16 protein-coding genes are annotated in these 20,541 nt (G+C 73.0%); 10 read left to right on the top strand and 6 right to left on the bottom strand.

The annotated features are described in order from the left end of the window. The first annotated feature begins 277 nt into the window (after nucleotides 1-277). Nucleotides 278-781 (top strand): transcription elongation factor GreA, encoded by a 504-nt coding sequence (gene greA, locus DMH08_RS05115; protein ID WP_026402186.1) that lies wholly within the window; start codon nucleotides 278-280, stop codon nucleotides 779-781. Between the two features lie 126 nt (nucleotides 782-907). Here the strand turns inward: greA and DMH08_RS05110 are convergent, their stop codons facing one another. Continuing rightward, nucleotides 908-1,423, bottom strand: a complete 516-nt coding sequence (locus tag DMH08_RS05110; protein ID WP_125612025.1) for an Lrp/AsnC family transcriptional regulator — start codon at nucleotides 1,421-1,423, stop codon at nucleotides 908-910. A gap of 137 nt (nucleotides 1,424-1,560) precedes the next feature. On the opposite strand from DMH08_RS05110, the gene hppD reads away from it, so the two are divergent. From hppD to DMH08_RS05085, 5 genes are all read left to right on the top strand, one after another. After that, nucleotides 1,561-2,652, top strand: coding sequence for a 4-hydroxyphenylpyruvate dioxygenase (gene hppD, locus DMH08_RS05105; protein ID WP_051300579.1), 1,092 nt, complete (start codon nucleotides 1,561-1,563; stop codon nucleotides 2,650-2,652). A gap of 108 nt (nucleotides 2,653-2,760) precedes the next feature. Next, nucleotides 2,761-3,633 carry an RDD family protein gene (locus DMH08_RS39955; RefSeq protein WP_158642251.1) on the top strand — a complete coding sequence of 291 codons (873 nt, stop codon included), beginning with the start codon at nucleotides 2,761-2,763 and terminating at the stop codon, nucleotides 3,631-3,633. Nucleotides 3,634-3,736: 103 nt separating this feature from the next. Beyond that, nucleotides 3,737-4,642, top strand: coding sequence for an RDD family protein (locus tag DMH08_RS05095; protein WP_125612021.1), 906 nt, complete (start codon nucleotides 3,737-3,739; stop codon nucleotides 4,640-4,642). A gap of 67 nt (nucleotides 4,643-4,709) precedes the next feature. Beyond that, nucleotides 4,710-6,290, top strand: a complete 1,581-nt coding sequence (locus DMH08_RS05090) for a M1 family metallopeptidase (protein WP_125612064.1) — start codon at nucleotides 4,710-4,712, stop codon at nucleotides 6,288-6,290. Nucleotides 6,291-6,442: 152 nt separating this feature from the next. Further along, entirely contained in the window at nucleotides 6,443-7,864 is a 1,422-nt protein-coding gene (locus DMH08_RS05085) for a M1 family metallopeptidase (RefSeq protein WP_125612019.1), read from the top strand. Between the two features lies 1 nt (nucleotide 7,865). On the opposite strand, the gene ilvA is transcribed toward DMH08_RS05085, so the two are convergent. Genes ilvA through DMH08_RS05070 form a run of 3 tightly spaced genes read right to left on the bottom strand, consistent with a single transcriptional unit; the run spans nucleotide 7,866 to nucleotide 11,230 of the window. Beyond that, entirely contained in the window at nucleotides 7,866-9,074 is a 1,209-nt protein-coding gene (gene ilvA, locus DMH08_RS05080; protein ID WP_026402191.1) for a threonine ammonia-lyase, read from the bottom strand. 30 nt (nucleotides 9,075-9,104) lie between these two features. After that, nucleotides 9,105-10,070: an ROK family protein gene (locus DMH08_RS05075; RefSeq protein ID WP_026402192.1), complete on the bottom strand. Its 966-nt coding sequence runs from the start codon at nucleotides 10,068-10,070 to the stop codon at nucleotides 9,105-9,107. Continuing rightward, nucleotides 10,067-11,230 carry an FIST signal transduction protein gene (locus tag DMH08_RS05070; RefSeq protein WP_026402193.1) on the bottom strand — a complete coding sequence of 388 codons (1,164 nt, stop codon included), beginning with the start codon at nucleotides 11,228-11,230 and terminating at the stop codon, nucleotides 10,067-10,069. The genes DMH08_RS05075 and DMH08_RS05070 overlap by 4 nt, the downstream gene beginning before the upstream one ends. Nucleotides 11,231-11,588: 358 nt before the next feature. Here DMH08_RS05070 and DMH08_RS05065 point away from each other — a divergent pair, with 358 nt between their 5' ends. The 3 genes from DMH08_RS05065 to DMH08_RS05055 are packed head-to-tail and all read left to right on the top strand — an operon-like array spanning nucleotide 11,589 to nucleotide 15,682. Then, nucleotides 11,589-12,998 (top strand): sigma 54-interacting transcriptional regulator, encoded by a 1,410-nt coding sequence (locus tag DMH08_RS05065; protein ID WP_125612017.1) that lies wholly within the window; start codon nucleotides 11,589-11,591, stop codon nucleotides 12,996-12,998. 42 nt (nucleotides 12,999-13,040) lie between these two features. Next, on the top strand, nucleotides 13,041-15,101 hold the full coding sequence (locus tag DMH08_RS05060) for a vWA domain-containing protein (RefSeq protein WP_125612015.1): 2,061 nt from the start codon (nucleotides 13,041-13,043) through the stop codon (nucleotides 15,099-15,101). A gap of 26 nt (nucleotides 15,102-15,127) precedes the next feature. Beyond that, nucleotides 15,128-15,682, top strand: a complete 555-nt coding sequence (locus tag DMH08_RS05055; RefSeq protein ID WP_125612013.1) for a hypothetical protein — start codon at nucleotides 15,128-15,130, stop codon at nucleotides 15,680-15,682. A gap of 25 nt (nucleotides 15,683-15,707) precedes the next feature. Here the strand turns inward: DMH08_RS05055 and DMH08_RS05050 are convergent, their stop codons facing one another. Further along, complete coding sequence (locus DMH08_RS05050; protein ID WP_233617400.1) at nucleotides 15,708-16,877, bottom strand: alpha/beta hydrolase; 1,170 nt, start codon at nucleotides 16,875-16,877, stop codon at nucleotides 15,708-15,710. 73 nt (nucleotides 16,878-16,950) lie between these two features. Then, nucleotides 16,951-18,108: a cystathionine gamma-synthase gene (locus DMH08_RS05045; protein ID WP_026402197.1), complete on the bottom strand. Its 1,158-nt coding sequence runs from the start codon at nucleotides 18,106-18,108 to the stop codon at nucleotides 16,951-16,953. A gap of 158 nt (nucleotides 18,109-18,266) precedes the next feature. On the opposite strand from DMH08_RS05045, the gene DMH08_RS05040 reads away from it, so the two are divergent. Continuing rightward, a complete protein-coding gene (locus DMH08_RS05040) occupies nucleotides 18,267-20,426 on the top strand; it encodes an MMPL family transporter (RefSeq protein WP_026402198.1) in 2,160 nt (719 codons plus the stop codon). Nucleotides 20,427-20,541: the final 115 nt, after the last annotated feature.

Below are 20,541 nucleotides of genomic sequence, written 5' to 3'. Positions count from 1 at the left end.
CGGCGGGCCCGGCGGGCGCTGAGGACCGGTGACCGGCCGGCGCATGGACGCGTCCGGCCTGGGCATGGGGATCGCGGCGGCGAAACGGCCCGGCGCACCCGTGCGAATACCGCGGCCGATGCCGAACCGTGATTGGCGGATTGCCGACGACGAGTTCAGGGAACCTTTACCCGCACACACCGGATAGGCTAGAGGTTTCACCCGGCCGCACTTCATGTCGATGACGCTCTCCCACCGGTGGGCGAGCGAGGATCGAACCATGTGATGAGGAGTACCCGTGACCGAGACCCGCGCTGACAAGGACGTCACCTGGCTGACCCAGGAGGCGTACGACCGGCTCAAGACGGAGCTGGACCACCTGTCGGGCCCGGGCCGCATCGAGATCGCTCAGAAGATCGAGGCGGCGCGGGAGGAAGGCGACCTGCGCGAGAACGGCGGCTACCACGCGGCCAAGGAGGAGCAAGGCAAGATCGAGGGCCGGATCCTCCAGCTCCAGGCCATCCTGGAGAACGCCCGCGTCGGCGAGGCGCCGCGCACCGAGGGCCTCGTCGGCCCCGGCATGACCGTCACGGTCACGTTCGAAGGCGACGACGAGGAGGTCACCTTCCTGCTGGCGTCCCGCGAGGAGGTCGGCGCCCCCATCGACGTGTACTCCCCCAACTCCCCGCTCGGCTCCGCGATCAACGGCAAGAAGGTCGGCGAGAAGGCCACCTACACGCTGCCGAACGGCCGGAACATGACCGTCGAGATCCTCGACGCCACCCCGTACGGCGCCGCCTGAGCGGCCACCCACCGCCGGGAGAACGCAGTTCGGCCCGTCGTCCCCGTTTCCGGGGCGGCGGGCCGCTCGCGTTCCCGGCCCTTCCCGGCCCTTCCCGGCCCTTCCCGGCGGAGCCGGACGGACGCGTCAGCGGGGCGGCCGGGGCCGCGCCCCTCCCGCGCGCTCCGCCTGCGGGCGTCCGGACGCGGCGCGGACCAGCGGCAGCGTCCGGTACGGCACCTGGGTGACGAGCGAGATGACGGACGACGCCCGCTCGACGCCCGCGACCTCCACGATCGCGTCGATGACGCGCTGCAGGTCGGTGTTGCTGCGCGCGACGACGCGGCACAGCATGTCGCCCGGCCCGGTGATGGTGTGGGCCTCGATCACCTCGGGCACCTGGGCGAGGCGCGCGGCGACCGGGTCGTGGCCGCCGCCCTGCCGGAGCTGGAGGGTGACGAACGCCGTGACGCCGTACCCGAGCGCGGCCGCGTCGATCTCGGGGCCGAACCCGGCGATCACGCCGTCGCGGACGAGCCGGTCGAGCCGGGCCTGGACGGTCCCGCGCGCGACGCCGAGGCGGCGGGACGCCTCGAGCACCCCGATCCGCGGCTCGGCGGTGAACAGCTCGATCACCCGGCCGTCCAGGTCGTCGATCGGCACGGTGCCCTCCCGGGGTTGTTGTGGTCGTGGTCACATTGCACAGATAGTTTGACCGGTCTGCCGCATCACTCTACAGATTGCCCAGTGATCTGAGACTCTCTTGCGCACCTTGTAGGCGACTATGGACATTGGGTGGCATGGATGAGTTTCCGGTCAAGGGCATGGACGCCGTCGTCTTCGCCGTCGGCAACGCCAAGCAGACGGCGCACTACTACTCGACCGCCTTCGGGATGCGCCGCGTGGCCTACCGGGGCCCGGAGAACGGCAGCCCGGACGAGGCGGTGCACGTGCTGGAGTCGGGCGGCGCCCGGTTCGTCTTCCGGGGGCCGGTGAAGGCCGGCACCGACATCGGCCGGCACGTCGCCGAGCACGGCGACGGCGTGGTCGACCTGGCGATCGAGGTCCCCGACGTCGAGGCGGCCTACCGGCACGCGCTCGCCCGGGGCGCGACCGGGATCGAGGAGCCGCACGTCCTGGAGGACGAGCACGGCAAGGTGACGATCGCCGCGATCCGCACCTACGGCGAGACCCGCCACTCGCTGGTCGACCGCTCGAACTACACCGGCCCCTACCTGCCGGGCTTCGCCGCCGCCGGCCCGATCGTCGAGCCGCCGGAGAAGCGGTACTTCCAGGCGATCGACCACTGCGTCGGCAACGTCGAGCGCATGGACGAGTGGGCCGAGTTCTACCACCGGGTCATGGGCTTCACCGACATGGCGGAGTTCATCGGCGACGACATCGCCACCGAGTACTCGGCGCTGATGTCGAAGGTCGTCGCGGACGGCACCCGCAAGGTGAAGTTCCCGCTGAACGAGCCCGCCGAGAGCAAGAAGAAGTCGCAGATCGACGAGTACCTGGAGTTCTACGGCGGGCCGGGCGTCCAGCACATCGCGCTCGCCACGAACGACATCCTGGCCGCCGTCGACCAGATGAGGGCGGCGGGCGTCGAGTTCCTCGACACCCCCGACTCCTACTACGAGGACGCCGAGCTGCGCGAGCGCATCGGCGAGGTGCGGGTCCCGGTCGAGGAGCTGCAGAAGCGGCGCATCCTGGTCGACCGCGACGAGGACGGCTACCTGCTGCAGATCTTCACCAAGCCGGTGCAGGACCGCCCCACGGTGTTCTTCGAGCTGATCGAGCGGCACGGCTCGCTCGGGTTCGGCAAGGGCAACTTCAAGGCGCTGTTCGAGGCGATCGAGCGCGAGCAGGAGCGCCGCGGCAACCTCTGACGGCGCTCGGCCCCGGACGCGCCGGACCGGGTCCGGTCGTGTCCGGGGCCGGACGGCCGCTCGCGCGGCGGTGCCCGGGACGTCCGGAAACGGGCACACTGTGTGCCCATGAGCGAACCGCCACAGAACCCCGGCCCCGGCGACGACGAGCGGGCGGGCCCGGACGCCTCCGCGCCCGACCTCTCGAAGAACCCCGACGCCGCCGCGGCGCCCGCGCCCGAGGCCCCGGCCGACGACCGTCCGCCGCCCTACCAGGGGGTCTACGGCGCGGCCCCGGGGCAGCAGGGGTTCGCGGCGCCCGGACCGCCCCCGCAGCACCCGGGGCAGCAGCCCTACGGCGTCCCGCCGCAGGGCCGGCCGGGCCACGGGCAGCCCGGCTACGGGCCTCCGGGATACGGGCCTCCGGGATACGGGCCGCCGCCCGGCCACATGGCGCCCGAGGACATGCTGGCCGGGCGCTGGGCCCGGCTCGGCGCGGCCATCCTCGACAGCCTCATCCTCGGTGTCCTCATGGTCCCGATCATGCTGGCGGCCATCCGCTGGGACCGGTTCACCGAGATCGTCGAGTCCGGCGAGCCGATCACGGACCCGATGGAGGTCTACAACATCCCGGTGCTGCTCACCGGATACGTGATCGTCTTCGTCGTCGGCTTCGCCTACTACACGATCACGCAGGCGAAATGGGGGCAGACGCTCGGCAAGCGGGCGTGCGGGATCCGGCTGGTGAGCGCCGCCGACCATTCCGCGGTGCGCTGGGGGCAGGTCGCGGGCCGCCAGGCGTTCGTGTACGGCATCTCGATCGTCACGGTCGTCCTGAACTTCACGGTGCCCGCCGCCGCTTTCCCCGTCAGCGTCCTCGCCACGCTGGACAACGCGTTCATCCTGTGGGACCGGCAGCGCCAGTCGCTCCACGACAAGGTCGCCGGAACGGTCGTCGTGAAGGTGACGCCGTGGACGGCCGACCCGTACAAGAAGTCATGACGCCGGGACCTTCCGGACAACCTTTGCTCAGCCGCCGGTAAACATTCCCGCGCCCCGGACGCGGCCACGTTTGGAGGGGGGCGCCTCGGCCCAGGTCAACGTCATGACGCATCGGCCGAACGACCCCGGCTCCGGGGGAGAACCGGAGGACTGGCCGCCGCCCGAGCAGCGGCCGCAGGGGCAGGGGCACGGACCCCCGCCCGAGCAGCCCGGCGAGCCCGGCCCCGACCGGCCCGACCAGCCGGGACAGGGGCAGCCCGGGTACGGGCAACCGGGGTACGGGCAACCCGGCTATGGGCAGGGACAGGGGCAGTACGGCCAACCCGGATACGGCCGACCCGGCTATGGGCAGCCGGGCCACGGGCAGGAGCAGTACGGCCAGGGCGGGTACGGGCAACCGGGGTACGGGGAGCAGGGGTACGGGGAGCAGCCTCCGCCGTACCCGGGGTCCTATGGCGGCGGCCCATCCGGCGGTCAGCAGTACGGCGGGCTTCCCGGATACGGCGGCGGGCCGAACGAGTACATCGACCCGGCGGCCGGGCTGGCGAGCCGGTGGGCGCGGCTCGGGGCGGGCATCGTCGACCTCGTCGTCCTGTCGATCATCTCCGGGCTGATCTCGCTGCCGTTCGTCAACTGGGACACCGTCGTCGACCCCGAGCCCGGCGAGTACGCCTACAACGGCATGCAGGTGTGGACGAACCTGATCGCCATCATCGTGGGCTTCCTCTACTTCTGGCTCATGCACGCCAAGTGGGGGCAGACGCTCGGGAAGATGCTCCTGCGGATCCGGGTGGTGCGGGAGGAGGACGGCGGGCCGATCGCGACGAGCCAGGCGGCGGCGCGGTCGGCGTTCTACAGCGTGCTCGGGGGGATCTGCGGGTGCATCGGGTTCATCGACGTCCTGTGGATCCTGTGGGACCGGCGCAGGCAGGCGCTGCACGACAAGATCGCCCGGACGGTCGTGGTCAAGGCCGATCCGCGGGCGCCGAACCCCTACGCCATGCGCTGACGGCGGTTCCGCCGGGTATCCGAGTTGCCGGGCGCGTCCCCGTCCGGGCAGGCTTGACGGCGTGAACATGGCCGGACACGACCGCAGCCCCCGTCGTCCAGGCGCGCGCGCCGCACTCCGGGGCGTCGCGGGGGTGGCCGCCCTGGCCGCCGCCGGGACGCTGACCGCGTGCCAGCTCCCGGGCGGGGACGCCCCCGAGCGGGCGCCGGGCGCCGCCGCGACCGGCCCGGCGGGGCCCACCAGCGCCGGGGACCCGTACGTCCCGGGCGACGGGAACGGCGGGTACGACGTCCAGCACTACGGGCTGAAGCTGACGATCATGCCGGACGCCGCCGAGCAGCTGTCCGGGACCGCGACGATCACCGCGAAGGCGACCGCGCGGCTCGCCCGGTTCAACCTCGACCTCACCGACCTGAAGGTCGCGGAGGTCACGGTGAACGGCGCGCCCGCGCGGACGCAGCGGGCCCAGGGGGAGCTGGAAATCACGCCGGCCGAGCCGCTGGAGAAGGGCGCGGAGTTCACCGCGGTCGTCGCGTACTCGGGGACGCCGGAGCCGGTGAACGACCCGGTCCTCGGCACCTACGGGTGGATCCGCACGCCCGACGGCGTGTTCGTCGCGTGCCAGCCGAGCGGCGCGCAGACCTGGTTCCCGAGCAACGACCACCCGTCCGACAAGGCCCTGTTCGACTTCGAGATCACCGTGCCGGCGGGCCTGACGGCGGTCGCGAACGGGACCCCCGAGTCGCTGCCGGGCGGCGGGTCCCCCGGCGGCGGGCCGCCCGGCGCGCCGCAGGAGCCGGACCCCGGGACCCCCGGGACCCCCGGCGGGACGCCCGGCGAGCCCGGCGGCGCGCCGGGACCGGCGGTCAGCCCGATCGGCGCGCGCGCCACCACGACCTCGAAGTGGCACGTCGCGAACCCGATGGCGACCTACCTGGCGACGGTGACGGTCGGCGAGTTCGCGTTCCGCAACGGCACCACCGCGTCGGGCGTCCCGGTGATCTCCGCCGCCGACCCGTCCTCGTCGACGAGCCTGGACGGCTTCCACCGCGAGAACATCCGGGTCACCGAGGAGTTCTCGAAGCTGTTCGGGCCGTACCCGTTCGCGTCGTCGGGCGGGATCGTCGACAACGCGGCCGTCGGGTTCGCGCTGGAGACGCAGACCCGGCCGGTGTACGGGTCGTACGGCGTGACGCCGACGCTCATCGCGCACGAGCTGGCGCACCAGTGGTTCGGCGACAGCGTCAGCGTCACGCGGTGGAAGGACATCTGGCTGAACGAGGGCTTCGCGTCCTACGCGGAGTGGATCTGGGGCGAGCGGTCCGGCGGCCCGGCACCGCAGGAGCAGTTCGACCGGCTGTACGAGACCGGCGGGGACGAGCTGTGGGACGTCCCGCCCGGCGACCCCGGCCGCAAGGACATGTTCCACCGGTCCGTGTACGACCGGGGCGCGATGACGCTGCACGCGCTGCGCACCGAGGTCGGCGACGCGGCGTTCTTCGAGATCCTCAAGACGTGGACGAAGGAGAAGAAGAACACGAACGCCACGACGCCGCAGTTCGTCGAGACGGCGGAGCGGGTCTCCGGGAAGCGGCTCGACTCCCTCTTCCGGGCGTGGCTCTACGAGCGCGGCCGCCCGCCGCGCTGACCCGGCGGACGCCCTCCGGGCGCCCGCCCTTGACCCGACCTTGGCCTTTCCCGGCCGTGATGATCGCAAGATGAGATCGTCCCGCGCTTGATCCGGCGCCCCGGCGAGGAAATTCTTGATCGCGACAGAGGCGTCGAAGGAAGGCGAGGTCCATGAGCAGAGCGCACAGAGCCGTGACGGCGGTGGCGCTGGGCGCCGCGGCGGCGGTCCTGGTGACGGCGGCGCCCGCGGGCGCCGCCGCCCGGTTCACCCCCGGCGCGCCCGGCGCGGGCGACCCGTACTTCCCCGACATGGGCAACGGCGGCTACGACGTCCGGCACTACGACGTGCGGCTGGAGTACGACCCGAAGACCAAGGGGATCGAGGCGGTCACCCGGATCCGGGCGAAGGCCACGCAGAACCTGTCCCGGTTCAACCTCGACTTCCTCGGCCCGCTGAAGATCTCCTCGCTGAAGGTGGACGGGCGGAAGGCGAGGTTCGCGCGGACCGGCGCGCAGGAACTCGAGATCACCCCGGACCGGGGCCTGCGGCGCAACCGGGCCTTCACGGTGACGGTCGCGTACGCGGGCGTCCCGCAGACGGTCGACGACCCGGCGCTCGGCACGTCCGGCTGGATCCCCACGACGGACGGCGCGGTGATGGTGAACCAGCCGTTCGGCGCCGCGACGGTCTATCCGGTGAACGACCACCCGACCGACAAGGCGACCTACACCTTCACGCTGACGGCGCCGAAGGGCCTCACGACCCTGTCGAACGGCGACCTGCGCGGCGTCTGGACGAGCCGCGGGAAGACCACGACCCGCTGGGACATGCGCGCGCCGATGGCGAGCGAGCTGTCGATGATCGCCATCGGGCGGTACGACGTGCTCGAGGGCCGCACGGACCGGGGCGTCCCGAACCTGACGGCGACCGACGAGCGGCAGGGCGTCTCGCCGGAGAACGCGAAGAAGTTCCACGAGCTGACCGGTGACGTCCTCGACTTCCAGTCGGCGATGTACGGGCGGTACCCGTTCCGGTCGACCGGCGGGATCGTCGTCAAGGGCGGCTTCGGGTACGCGCTGGAGACGCAGGGACGGCCCGTGTACGACCTCGGGCACCGTCCGGGCGCGATCCCGAGCGCCGGGCTCGTCGCGCACGAGCAGGCCCACCAGTGGTTCGGCGACTCGGTGACGCCGGAGCGCTGGGCCGACATCTGGATGAACGAGGGCCTCGCGACGTACTCCGAGTGGCTGTACGCGGAGAAGTTCGAGGGCAAGCCCGTCCAGGCGTCGTTCGACGAGGTGTACGCCGCCCCCGCCGACGACGGCCTGTGGACGCCGGTCGTGTCCGACCCGGGCCGCGACAACATCTTCCACGGCGCCGTGTACGACCGGGGCGCGATGGCCGTCCACATGCTGCGCGCGGAGATCGGCGACCGCGACTTCTTCCGGTTCCTGAAGGCGTGGCCGTCCGCCTACGAGGGCCGCAACGCCTCCACCGAGGACTTCGTCCGGTTCGCCGAGCGGGTCTCCGGCGAGGACCTCGGCGCGTGGGCGAAGACCTGGCTGTACTCGCCGGGCAAGCCCGCGCTGTAGGTCAGCTCAGCGTGAGGGTGTAGCCCTTCTCGCGGAGGCGGCCGATCACGTCCTCGGAATGGTCGGCGCCGCGCGTCTCCAGGTGCATGAGGACCTCGGCCTCCTCCACGTGGAGACGCGCGGCCATCCGCTCGTGCATCACGTCCAGCACGTTGACGCCCAGCTCCGCCAGCTCGCCCAGCAGCGTCACCAGGGCGCCGGGACGGTCCTTGAGGCGGCACCGCACGACCAGGTAGCGGCCCGCGCCGGCGAGGCCGTGCCGCAGCACCTTCGACAGCAGCAGCGGGTCGATGTTGCCGCCCGACAGCAGCACCACCACCGGCGTCCGGACGGCGTAGGAGTGTTCGAGCAGCGCCGCGACGCCCGCCGCCCCGGCGGGTTCCACGACCTGCTTCGCCCGCTCCAGGCACAGCAGCAGCGCCTGCGAGATCGACTCCTCCGACACGGTCACGACCGCGTCGACCAGCTCGGTGAACAGCTCGTAGGTGAGGTCGCCCGGACGGCCCACGGCGATGCCGTCCGCCATCGTCGCCTGCGTCTCGATCCGCATGGGGCGCCCGGCGGCCAGCGACGGCGGGAACGCCGCCGCGCGCTTCGCCTGCGCCCCCACCACCTTGACGTCCTTCTCGACGCCCTTGATGGCGGCTGCGACGCCCGCCATCAGCCCGCCGCCGCCGACCGGCCCGACGACCGTCCGGACGTCCGGGCACTGCTCCAGGATCTCCAGGCCGATCGTGGCCTGGCCGGCGACGACGTCCTGGTGGTCGAACGGGTGGATCAGGATCGCGCCCTGCTCCTTGGCGTAGGTGTCGGCCGCGACGAGGCAGTCGTCCACGGTCGGGCCCGGGAAGATCACCTCGGCGCCGTAGCCGCGGGTCGCCGCGACCTTCGGCAGCGGCGCCCCCGCCGGCATGAACACCGTCGCCCGGCAGCCGAGGATGGACGCCGCGAGCGCCACGCCCTGCGCGTGGTTGCCCGCGCTGGCCGCGACGACGCCGCGGGCCCGCTCGGCGTCGCTGAGCCGCGCGATCCGCACGAACGCCCCGCGGATCTTGAACGAGCCGGTGCGCTGCACGTTCTCGCACTTCAGCAGCACCGGGCCGCCGATCGCCTCGGACAGCGCCCGGGACCGGATCAGCGGCGTCGGGACGATCACGTCGGTGAGCAGATCCCGGGCGGCGCGGACGTCGTCGAGGGTCACGGGAGCCATGCGCCGATCTTCCCACGGCCCGGTAACGGCTCAGTCCGCGTTCCAGTAACGGCCGGGAGCGAAGATCAGCGCGGCGGCGCCGATGAGGCCCGCGGGCTGCCCGAGCGCCGCCGGGACGATCTCCAGGCGGCGCGCGAACTCCATCCGGGCGTGCGCGTCGAACGCCTCCCGCAGCGGGTCGAACAGCAGCGGCCCCGCCTGCGAGACCCCGCCGCCGATCGCCACGACCTCCAGGTCGCACAGGTGCGTCGCGGACGCGATCGCGATGCCGAGGGCCCGCCCGGCGCGCCGCATCGCCGCGACCGCGACCGGCTCGCCGTCCCGCGCGTCCGCGGCCAGCTCGACGCCGGTCCCGCCGGGCTCGTCCGCCCGCCAGCCGTGCTCGCGGGCCCACGCCACGAGGCCGGGGCCCCGCGCGACCGCCTCCAGGCACCCGCGGCCGCCGCAGCCGCACCGCGGCCCGTCCGGGTCGACGACCACGTGCCCGACGTGCCCGGCGTTGCCGCTGGCGCCGTCGACGAGCCGCCCGCCGAGGACGAGCCCGCCGCCGACGCCCGTGGACACCACCATGCCCAGCACGTTCGCGCGGCCGCGGCCCGCGCCGCGCCAGTGCTCCCCGATCGCGACGCAGATCGCGTCGTTGTGCACCCGGACGGGCAGGCCCGGGTGCCGCTCGCGGAGCCGCCCGCGCAGCGGGAACCCCCGCCACGCGGGGATGTTCAGCGGCGACACCTCCGCCGCGGGCCACGTCATCGGGCCGCCGCAGCCCACCCCGACGCCCGCGAGGTCGGGCGCGCCGCCCTCCGCGACGACCTTGTCGAGGAGGGCGTCGAGCGCCCGCCACAGGTCCTCGGCGTCGCGGTCCGGCGCGTTCGGCGTCGGGGCCCGGTCGTAGGCGACGATGCGCCCGCTCTCCTCGACGAGCGCCGCGGCGAGCTTCGTCCCGCCGATGTCGATCGCGAGGACCGGACGGGTCGCGGGAGCGGTGTCGGTCACGCGTGGTCCCCCGCGCGGCCGAACGCCAGGATCGACGCCGTGAACCCGTGCACGTGGTTGCGCCCCGACACCGGCCCGATCTCCCCGGCCGCGAAGAACCCGCCGACGCCCGCCGGCCCGAACGCGCGGTCCAGCACCTTCGCGTCGTGGTCGGAGTCGGCGAACATCGCCTTCCCGCGCCCGTTGCAGGAGAACAGCAGCGCGCCCTCGACCGGCGCCATGTCGAACCGCTCCAGCAGCGCCGCGAGGTCCTCCTCGGCGGCGCCCGCGTCCCGCACCTGGAACCGGACCGTGCGGCCCACGTCGACGACGTCCCCGATCGCGATCGCGCCGTTCTCGGTGTCGGCCCCGACGACGCCGCGCACGAGGAAGTCGCCGTGCTCGTGCTCGTCGGCGTACTCGTCCATCGCGACACCGATCAGCAGTCCGCGTCCCGCCATCTCCTGCTCGTCCTCGGGCAGCCCGATGACGATCTCCTCGAGCTTCTCCAGCGCCGGGGTGCCCGCCAGCTCGTAGAGGACGTTCTCCTCGGCGCGGGTCACGACCATGTCGGGCCCGATCGGCCGCGCCCCCTGGCTGACCAGCGTCGCCGCCGCCACCGACCCGCCGATCACCACGCCGACGGCCCCGTCGGAGTGGACCTCGCCGTCGACGAACAGCCGCACCGTCCCCGGCCCGGTGCCCTCCGCGAGCCCGCCGACCAGCGGCAGCCCCGGCAGGGCGTCGTCCGAACGCTCGACGAACGCGTCCACGGGGAAGCTGTAGGGGTCGGTGAGCAGCACGCCCACCACGTCGTCGTCCTGCCCCTCGGGCATCCCGACGACGATCAACCGGTCGTCGGACCGCAGCGTCTCGAGGCGGAACGGGTCGATCCGCGCGCCGGGCAGCACCGCCGCCCACGCGCTCACCGCGCCCGTCTCCTCCACCCCGCGCCCGGCGCCGATGACCCCGGCGCCGCTGCACCCGATCATCACCGCGGGCCCCGCGGCCAGCGCCGCCCCGTGCGCCGCCGCCTCGATCTCGTCCGGATCGTCCCCGCTGATGAACACGCAGACCAGGTCGGGCGCAGCGCTCAGCGGCGCGAGCGCCTCCTCCACCGCCGTCACGGCGGCACTGGACAGATCCGGGCCGACAGCCAGCCCGTCACCGAATCGAGCCATGGCGCCGCCTCCTCGTGTATCGGGCTCGGTTCACCCTTCCAGTCTCCCCCCGAACGGGGGTGTTAGCCCAGCGGGCCGACCCCCTGGAACCCCCGGCACGGGGACGACGATCCTCACGTGCTGTCTCGAAGCCCCCGGCGCTTCGCGCGACGTGTGGCCCGGTTCAGGGTCTCTCCCTCGGCGACGATCACGCAAGCCGCCGTAAACCGTCGCCTCGAGAAATCCGGGCGTCGCGACGTTGGACACCGATCCCACGTGGCCGCCGGACACGACGGCCTGCACGGCACACCACGCGGCCCCTTGCACCCGGGAAAGTTTGGGGGGGCGCCCCCCCGATTCATCACGTAGTGTCGATCTCGTGCGTGCATCCACACCCCGCGAGACCACGGTGGGCGAGCTGCGCAACAGCGGTCACGTCCAGCGTTCGGTGAAGGCCGAGATCCGGCACAACCTGCTCGACCGCCTGAGATCGGGCGAGCCGCGCTTCCCCGGGATCCTCGGATTCGACGAGACCGTCCTCCCCCACCTGGAACGGGCGCTGATCGCCGGGCACGACCTGGTGCTGCTGGGCGAGCGCGGGCAGGGCAAGACGCGGCTGATCCGCACCCTGGCCGGCCTGCTGGACGAGTGGACGCCGGTCGTCGCCGGGTGCGAGATCAACGACCATCCGTACGCGCCGGTGTGCGTGCGCTGCCGCAGGCTCGCCGAGGAGCTCGGGGACGGGCTGCCGGTGGCGTGGAAGCACCGGGACGAGCGGTACGGGGAGAAGCTCGCGACGCCCGACACCAGCGTCGGCGACCTCATCGGCGACGTCGACCCGATCAAGGTCGCCGAGGGCCGGACGCTCGGCGATCCCGAGACCGTGCACTTCGGGCTCGTCCCGCGGACGAACCGGGGCGTCTTCTCCATCAACGAGCTGCCCGACCTCGCCGAGCGGATCCAGGTCGCGCTGCTCAACGTGCTCGAGGAGCGCGACGTCCAGATCCGCGGCTACGCGCTGCGGCTGCCGCTGGACGTCCTGCTCGTCGCGAGCGCCAACCCCGAGGACTACACCAACCGCGGCCGGATCATCACGCCGCTGAAGGACCGGTTCGGCGCGGAGATCCGCACCCACTACCCGCTGGAGCTGGACGCCGAGCTGGAGCTCATCCGGCAGGAGTCCGACTTCGCCGACCTCGGCGGGGTGCCCGCCGAGGTGCCCGACCACCTGGTCGAGGTGATCGGCCGGTTCACCCGGCTGGTCCGCGAGTCGACGGCGGTCGACGCGCGGTCCGGCGTGTCGGCGCGGTTCGCGCTGGCGGGCGCCGAGACGGTCGCGGCGGGCGCGGTGCGGCGGGCGGCGCTGACCGGCGAGGAGCGCGCGGTCGCGCGGGTGTGCGACCTGCCCGCGGTCGTGCCCGCGCTGCTCGGCAAGGTGGAGTTCGAGGTCAGCGAGGAGGGCCGCGAGCAGGAGGTGCTGGAGCACCTGCTGCGGCGGGCCGTCGCCGAGACCTACCGGCGGACGCTCGGCGCCGCCGACCTGAGCGGGCTGCTGGACAAGTTCGACGCGGGCGACAGCGTGGAGTCGGGCGAGCTGGTGCCGGCGTCGGAGCTGCTGCGCCGCGTCGGGCAGATCCCGGGCCTGGCGCGGATGATGGAGCGGCTCGGCATGTCCGGGGACTCCCCCGGGCAGGCGGCGGCCGCGCTGGAGTTCGCCCTGGAGGGGCTGTTCCTCACCCGGCGGCTGTCGAAGGACGCCGCCGACGGGACGTCCACCTACCGCACCTGAGGCACCTACCGCACCTGAGGGCCACCGATTGGGGGCGCGACTGTGAGCCGATACCGGTACGGCGCGTACGAGGACGGGCCCGACCCGCTGGCCCCGCCCTACGACGTCCGCGGCGCCCTCGACGCCGTGGGCGACGCGGTCCTGGACGGGACGCGGGCGGGCGACGCACTGCGCGACCTGCTGCGCCGCGGGCTGCCGGGCCGCGACGGGCGCGGGCTGGACGACCTGCTCCGCGAGGTCCGGGAGCGGCGGCGCGCGCTGCGCGACCGGGGCCGGCTGGACGGCACCCTGGAGCAGGCGCGGGCGCTGCTCGACACCGCCGTCGGGCAGGAGCGCGCCGAGCTGTTCCCCGACCCGAGCGACGACGCGCGGCTGCGCGAGGCCGAGCTGGACACGCTGCCGGACGACACGTCGCAGGCCGTGCGGCGGCTGGCGAACTACGAGTGGGCGTCGGACGCGGCGCGGGCGACGTTCGAGAAGCTGAAGGACCTGCTGCGCAGCGAGGTGCTCGACGCGCAGTTCCAGGGGATGAAGCAGGCCCTGCAGAGCCAGGACCCCGCGCAGATGCGGCGCGTCAAGGACATGATGGCCGCGCTGAACGGGATGCTCGAGAAGGACGCCCGGGGCGAGCACACCCAGGAGGACTTCGACCGCTTCATGGACGAGTACGGGGAGTTCTTCCCCGACCGTCCGGAGAACCTCGAGGAGCTGGTGGACGCGCTGGCCCGGCGCGCCGCCGCGATGGACCGGCTGATGGCGTCGCTCAGCCCCGAGCAGCGGGCGGAGCTGGCCGGGCTGATGGACGAGGCCATGAAGGACGCGGGCCTCGCGATGGAGATGACGCGGCTGGGCGACGCGCTGCGCACCCGCCGCCCCGACCTCGGCTGGGGCGGCGCCGAGCCGATGACCGGCGACGACCCGCTGGGCATGGGCGACGCGACGTCCGCGCTGGCGGAACTCGCCGACCTCGCCGAGCTGGAGGCCGCGCTGGGGCAGGAGTACCCGGGCGCGCGGCTGGACGACATCGACGAGGACGCCGTGCGGCGCGCGCTGGGCCGCCGCGCCGTCGACGACCTGCAGGCGCTCCGGCGGATCGAGGCGGAGCTGGAGCGGCAGGGCTACCTGCGCCGCAACCGCGGCAAGCTCGAACTGACGCCGAAGGCGGTGCGGCGGCTCGGCGAGACGGCGCTGCGGCGGGTGTTCGCGCAGCTCGCGTCGGGCCGGTCCGGCGACCACGACCAGCGCGACGCCGGGCAGGCGGGCGAACTGACCGGGTCGAGCCGCCCGTGGCGGTTCGGGGACGAGCAGCCCCTCGACGTCGTCCGGACGGTGAGCAACGCGGTGCGGCGCGGCGCGATGGCCGGGCCGGTCGCACGGGTCGCCGAGCCCGCGCCCGCCGAGCCGTCCGCGAACGGTTCGCGCGCGGACGTCCTGCCCGGCGGCGGTGCGGGCGGCGGCGGGGTGCCGGGGCCGCGGCCCGTCCGGCTGGGCGTGGACGACTTCGAGGTCCACGAGACGGAGCGGCGCACGGGCGCGGCCGTCTGCCTGCTGGTCGACCTGTCGTACTCGATGGTGCTGCGCGGGACGTGGGCGGCGGCGAAGCAGACGACGCTCGCCCTGCACACGCTCGTGACGAGCAAGTTCCCGCAGGACGCCATCCAGATCATCGGCTTCTCGAACTACGCGCGGACCCTGCACCCGACGGAGATGGCGGGGCTCGACTGGGACATGGTGCAGGGCACGAACCTGCACCACGCGCTGATGATCGCGGGCCGCCACCTGGACCGGCACCCCGACTTCGAGCCGATCGTGCTCGTGGTGACCGACGGGGAGCCGACCGCGCACCTGCGTCCGGACGGGCGCTCGCTGTTCGACTACCCGCCGTCCACCGAGACGCTGGTGCTGACGCTCGCGGAGGTCGACAAGATGACGCGGCGCGGTGCGGGGATGAACTTCTTCATGCTGGCCGACGACCGGCGGCTGGTGTCGTTCGTGGAGGAGGTCGCGCGCCGCAACGGCGGCCGCGTCTTCGCGCCGGACGCGCAGCGGCTCGGCGAGTACGTGGTGAGCGACTACCTGCGGGTGCGGCGAGGCCGCAGGTAGCGCCCGCGGGGGCTAGGGTCGGCGTCATGTCGACTTCCGACCACCTGCTGCTGATCCTGCACATCGGCTTCGCGATCTTCACGCTGGGGCCGCTGACCGCCGCGACGATGTCCACGCCGCGCTACATCCGCAAGGGCAACACGTCGGTCGTGCGGTACCTGAACCGGACCACGCAGATCTACGGCGTGGCGTGCCTGGGCATCTTCCTGTTCGGGATGCTCCTGGGATCCGGGCAGTTCGACCAGATGTGGCTGTCGGCGTCCATGACGCTGTTCATCGTCGCGCTGGTGCTGCTGCTGATCGTGGACCGCGACCAGCGGCGGGCGGTGCACCTGCTGGAGACGGCGGGCGCCGCGGCCGTCCCGGCGGGCCCGTCCGCGCCCGCCGCGGGCGAGACCGCCGACGGCGAGGAGCGGCCGGAGGACGCGAAGGCCGACGACGCGAAGGCCGCGGACGCGAAGGCCGCCACCGCGTCGGGGGCGGACGTCGCGCAGGTGGAGCGCGGCCGGATCGCGGCGCTGTCGGGGGTCATCGCGCTGATCTGGCTGGTGATCCTGGTGCTGATGGTGTGGAACGGCTGACCGGAGCGCGGCCCCGGCGGCGCGGTCAGTCGTCGGTGGCGCGCTGGGTCGGGAGGGCGCTGGGGAGATCGGCCGGGGAGTCGTGCTCGCCGCCCTCGTCGTCCTCCGGGCCGGTGCCGCCGCCGGGCGCCGCGGGGGCGAGGCGCTTCCCGAGCCACTCGGTGATCATCGGGTAGGTGTCGGGGTGGTTCAGCAGCGCCGCGGCGTGCGCGGACCCCTCGACCGTCTTGATGGTCGCCTCGATCCCGGCGGCGCGCAGCGCGGTCGCCAGGCCGCGGCTCTCGGTGACCGGCACGAACTCGGCCGTCCCGTGCATGAGCAGCATCGGGACGTCCTCGCCGCCGACGTGGCTCGCGGACTTGCTGTCCTCGAGCAGCTTCCAGCAGCGCGACCCGGCGGCGGCGTCGGCCGGGTCGCAGCCGAGCAGGTCGGTGACGGCGCGGCGCAGCTTGCGCTGCTGGTAGTTCGCGGTGGCCGCGCCGCCGTCGGTGTAGGCGAGCTCCGGGTCGTTCGGCGGCGACAGCGCGATCACGCCGCGGACCCGCTCGCCGCCGTCGCCGTACGTGCCGAGCTGGGTGGCGAGGTGCCCGCCGGAGGACGAGCCGATCACCACGACGCGCTCGGGGTCGGCGTTCCAGCGGGCGGCGTTGGTCTTGAGGAAGTTCAGCGCCGCGAGCGCGTCGGTCCGCTGCGCGGGCCACTGCGCGGCGGGCGCGAGCCGGTAGTTCGCCGACAGGACGACGTAGCCGTCGGCGACGAGGCGGCGCGCGAAGTACTCCCAGGCGCTCTTGTCGCCCTGCAGCCAGTAGCCGCCGTGGACGACCAGGACGGCCGGGCGCGGCGCGGCGCCGCGCTCGGCGGTCGTCCAGTAGGCGTCGACCTGCTGGAGGTCGTCGGGCCCGTAGGAGTACGTCTCGGTCCGCGGCAGCTCGGGCGTCACCATGACGGCGCTGGCGGTGACCGTGCCGTCGGCCGCGTCGGACGGGGTGCCCCGCGGCGTCGTCGGCGCGTCCGCCGGGGCGCTCGGCGGCGCGCCCGACGGGCCGTCCGTTCCGGTGCCCGGTGCGGAGGTGCCCGGTGCGGGGGTGCCCGGAGCCGTCGGTGCGGGCGACGCGGCCTGCGCCGCCACGGGGACGGCCACGGCCGACGCGCACGTCGCGGCGAGAGCCGCACTGAACACCACTGCCTTGCGCACCCGGGACCCCTTCGCACACGGAAACCTGGCGCGCTCATCATAAGAGGTTTTGATCAAGAACGCGCGGGAAGGGTCATTCGGTTCGGCCGAGCGCGTCCTCGAGGTCGTGGAGGAGGTCGGCGGCGTCCTCGATGCCGACCGACAGCCGCACCAGGTCGGCGGGCACTTCCAGCGGCGATCCGGCCGCGGACGCGTGCGTCATCCGGCCGGGGTGCTCGATGAGCGACTCGACGCCGCCGAGGGACTCGCCGAGCGTGAACAGCTTCGTCCGCTCGCAGACGCGGACGGCGGCCTCCTCCGACTCCATCCGGAAGGAGACCATGCCGCCGAACCCCTTCATCTGCTTGGCGGCGGTCTCGTGGCCCGGGTGGTCGGGCAGCCCCGGGTAGAGCACCTGCCGGACGGACGGGTGCCGCGTGAGCAGGTCGACGACCCGTTCGGCGTTCGCGCAGTGCCGGTCCATGCGGACGCCGAGGGTCTTGATGCCGCGCAGCGTCAGCCAGGCGTCGAAGGGGCCGGCGACGGCGCCCATCGAGTTCTGGTTGAACGCGAGCCGCTCGCCCAGCCCCGGGTCGGAGACGATCAGCGCGCCGCCGACGACGTCGGAGTGGCCGCCGATGTACTTGGTGGTGGAGTGCACGACGATGTCGGCGCCGAGCTCCAGCGGACGCTGCAGGTAGGGCGAGGCGAAGGTGTTGTCGACGACGAGGAGCGCGCCGGCGTCGCGGGCGACCGACGCGAGCACCGCGATGTCGGCCACCCCGAGCAGCGGGTTCGTCGGCGTCTCCACCCAGATGATCTTCGTTTCGGGGCGGACGGCGGCCCGCACGGCGGCGACGTCGCCGAGCGGCACCGGGTCGAACGCGACGCCCCACGGTTCGGCGACCTTCGCGAACAGCCGGTAGGTGCCGCCGTAGGCGTCGTTCGGGATGATCACGTGGTCGCCCGGGCGGCAGACGGTGCGCAGCAGCGCGTCCTCGGCGGCGAGGCCGGACGCGAACGCCAGGCCGCGGGCGCCGCCCTCGATCTCGGCGAGGCATACTTCCAGCGACGTACGCGTGGGATTGGCCGATCGGGAGTACTCGTAGCCTCCGCGCAACCCCCCGATGCCGTCCTGCTTATAGGTCGAGACCTGGTAGATCGGCGGGACCACCGCCCCGGTGACGGGGTCCGGCTCCTGGCCGGCGTGGATGGCCACCGTCTCGAAACCCAGGTGAACGTCGTTGTCCATGGGAACGAGGCTATCCGCCGCCTTGCCCTCCTGAAGGAGGAGAGGGTCCCCCCGAGGTATCAGCACCAAGTTCGGCGCACGGGGTGACCTCAACGGGGCGCCGGATCTCTACCGTTTGATAGGCATCCGCACCCCTCCTCTGAACCGAAGGAAGACGCATGTTCGCTGGGCTCGCACGCTTCGTCGTGAGACACCCGTGGTGGACGATCGTGGCCTGGCTGGCGGCGGCAGTCGTCATCATCGCCTTCTCCCCCAAACTGACAACCGAATCGGACCAGGGCGAGTTCCTGCCCTCCGGATACGAGTCCGTCCAGGCCGCCGAGCTCGCGTCCGACGCCTTCCCTCAGCAGGCGGAGGCCAGCTCGCTGATCGTGGTGCAGCGGACCGACGGCGGGAAGATCACGCCGCAGGACAGCGCCAAGATCGGTGAGGCCGCCAAAGCGCTGACGGCCGAGAAGTACCCGACGGTCCTCGGGTTCATGACCGGCCCGCAGACGGTCGCGCCGAACAAGAGCATCCAGTTGATCACCGTGCCGATGGAGCTGGCGACCGGGGCCGAGGCCCAGGACCAGAGCCAGGCCATCAAGGACCTCCGGGAGAAGCTGCCCGAGGTCCTGGGCAGCGGGCTGGAGGCCAAGGTCGGCGGCGACGTCGCGATGTTCGTCGACAACGAGGACTCCTTCACCCAGTCCTTCCTGCTGATCACGGTCGCCACCTTCGCCCTGATCATCGGACTGATCCTGCTGATCTTCCGGGCCCCGATCGCCGCGATCCTGCCGATCATCGTGATCATCGTCACCGAGCAGCTGTCGATGGGGCTGATCGGCGCCGCCTCGAAGGTGCTCGACTTCTCCGGTGACGACAGCCTGCAGATCATCCTGACGATCGTCCTGTTCGGCGTCGGCGCCGACTACTACCTGTTCGTCCTGTTCCGCTACCGCGAGCTGCTGCGGACCGGCGTGGAGCGCAAGGAGGCGCTGATCCAGGCGGTCACGCGGGTCGGCGAGGTCATCACCTCCGCGGCCGCCGCGATCGCCGCCACGTTCGTCGTGCTGATGCTGGCCTCGTTCGGGATCTTCGCCGCGTGGGGCCCGTCGCTCGCCATCGGCGTCCTCGTCATGGGCATCACGTCGCTGACGGTGTTCCCGGCGCTGCTGTCGATCCTCGGCACCGCGGTGTTCTGGCCGTCCAAGGCGTGGAAGAAGCAGCCGAAGGGCGCCGTGTCGGCCAGGCTCGGCGCGCTGGTCGGCAAGCGCCCGGCGATCGTCGCGCTGGCCGCGGCCGCCGTGATGATCGCGCTGGCGACCGGTGTGTTCGGCTTCAAGTCCAACTACGACTTCCAGTCCAGCTTCCCGCAGGACACCGAGTCCGCCCAGGCCATCAAGGACATGCAGAAGGGCTTCCCGGCCGGCCAGACCAGGCCGGTGGAGGTCATGGTGGAGTCCACCGACGGGCAGCCGCTCACCAAGGCCGAGCTGGACGCCTTCGGGCAGCAGGCCAAGTCGCTGCCCGGCGTCGGCGGCGTCGCGCCCGCCGAGCTCGGCCAGGACCCCAAGGTCGGCCGCGTCAACCTGCTGCTGAACGGCAACCCGGTCAGCAACGAGTCGATCAACCTGGTGAAGGACGACCTGAACCCGGCGGTGCACGACATGGCGCCCGAGGGCACCAAGGTGTACGTCGGCGGTGAGGCCGCGATCTACGCCGACATCAACAAGGTCGTCAACCGCGACCTGTCGGTGATCCTCCCGGTCGCCGGGGTGCTGATCGCGCTGATCCTGCTCCTGCTGCTGCGCTCGGTGGTGGCGCCGCTGTACCTGGTCCCGGCGGTGCTCCTGGGCTTCGCCGCCACGCTGGGCTCCGCGGTGTTCGTCTTCCAGGGCCTCCTGGGCGAACCGGGGGAGATCTTCCACCTGCCGATCATGCTGTACCTGTTCGTGCTGGCCATCGGGACCGACTACAACATCCTGATGACCGCGCGGCTCCGCGAGGAGGCCAAGGAGGGCCACGAGCCGCGCAAGGCCGCGGCGCTGGCCGTCCAGCACGGCGGCCCGACGGTCGCCGCGGCGGGCCTGATCCTCGCCGGGACGTTCTCGGTGATGCTGCTGGCGAGCGTCTCGATGCTCCAGCAGATGGGCTTCTCGATCGCGCTGGGCATCGCGCTCTCCGCCTTCGTGATGTCGATCTTCCTGGTGCCGGGGATCACCGCCCTGCTGGGCCAGCGCGCCTGGTGGCCGGGACGCGCGAAGCCGAAGGACCCGCCGTCCGGCCCGGTGGGCCCGGTCGAGGACCGGTACGCCCCCTCTGGAACCCGCTCCTAGCGGGATCCCGCAGACGCCGGGTTGCGGGGCGGTCGGAAACGCCGCCCACGGACCGCCCCGCAACCCGGCACCCTCGCGCAGAGGCCCCCGGCTCGTCGAGAGCCGGGGGCCTCTG

Origin of the sequence: Actinomadura sp. WAC 06369 (assembly GCF_003947565.1) — a bacterium.
Classification (GTDB): Bacteria; Actinomycetota; Actinomycetes; order Streptosporangiales; family Streptosporangiaceae; genus Spirillospora; species Spirillospora rifamycini.
The sequence above is the reverse complement of the archived record's forward strand: the minus strand, read 5'-3'. Positions and strand labels throughout refer to the sequence as shown.

Bases quoted from the DNA above. Each gene is read 5' to 3' on its own strand.
- DMH08_RS05090 (WP_125612064.1), top strand. From the start codon at position 4,710: ATGGCCGGACACGACCGCAGCCCCCGTCGTCCAGGCGCGCGCGCCGCA.
- DMH08_RS05095 (WP_125612021.1), top strand. From the start codon at position 3,737: ATGACGCATCGGCCGAACGACCCCGGCTCCGGGGGAGAACCGGAGGAC.
- ilvA (WP_026402191.1), bottom strand. From the start codon at position 9,074: ATGGCTCCCGTGACCCTCGACGACGTCCGCGCCGCCCGGGATCTGCTC.
- hppD (WP_051300579.1), top strand. From the start codon at position 1,561: ATGGATGAGTTTCCGGTCAAGGGCATGGACGCCGTCGTCTTCGCCGTC.
- DMH08_RS05070 (WP_026402193.1), bottom strand. From the start codon at position 11,230: ATGGCTCGATTCGGTGACGGGCTGGCTGTCGGCCCGGATCTGTCCAGT.
- DMH08_RS05040 (WP_026402198.1), top strand. From the start codon at position 18,267: ATGTTCGCTGGGCTCGCACGCTTCGTCGTGAGACACCCGTGGTGGACG.
- DMH08_RS05055 (WP_125612013.1), top strand. From the start codon at position 15,128: ATGTCGACTTCCGACCACCTGCTGCTGATCCTGCACATCGGCTTCGCG.
- DMH08_RS39955 (WP_158642251.1), top strand. From the start codon at position 2,761: ATGAGCGAACCGCCACAGAACCCCGGCCCCGGCGACGACGAGCGGGCG.
- DMH08_RS05045 (WP_026402197.1), bottom strand. From the start codon at position 18,108: ATGGACAACGACGTTCACCTGGGTTTCGAGACGGTGGCCATCCACGCC.
- DMH08_RS05085 (WP_125612019.1), top strand. From the start codon at position 6,443: ATGAGCAGAGCGCACAGAGCCGTGACGGCGGTGGCGCTGGGCGCCGCG.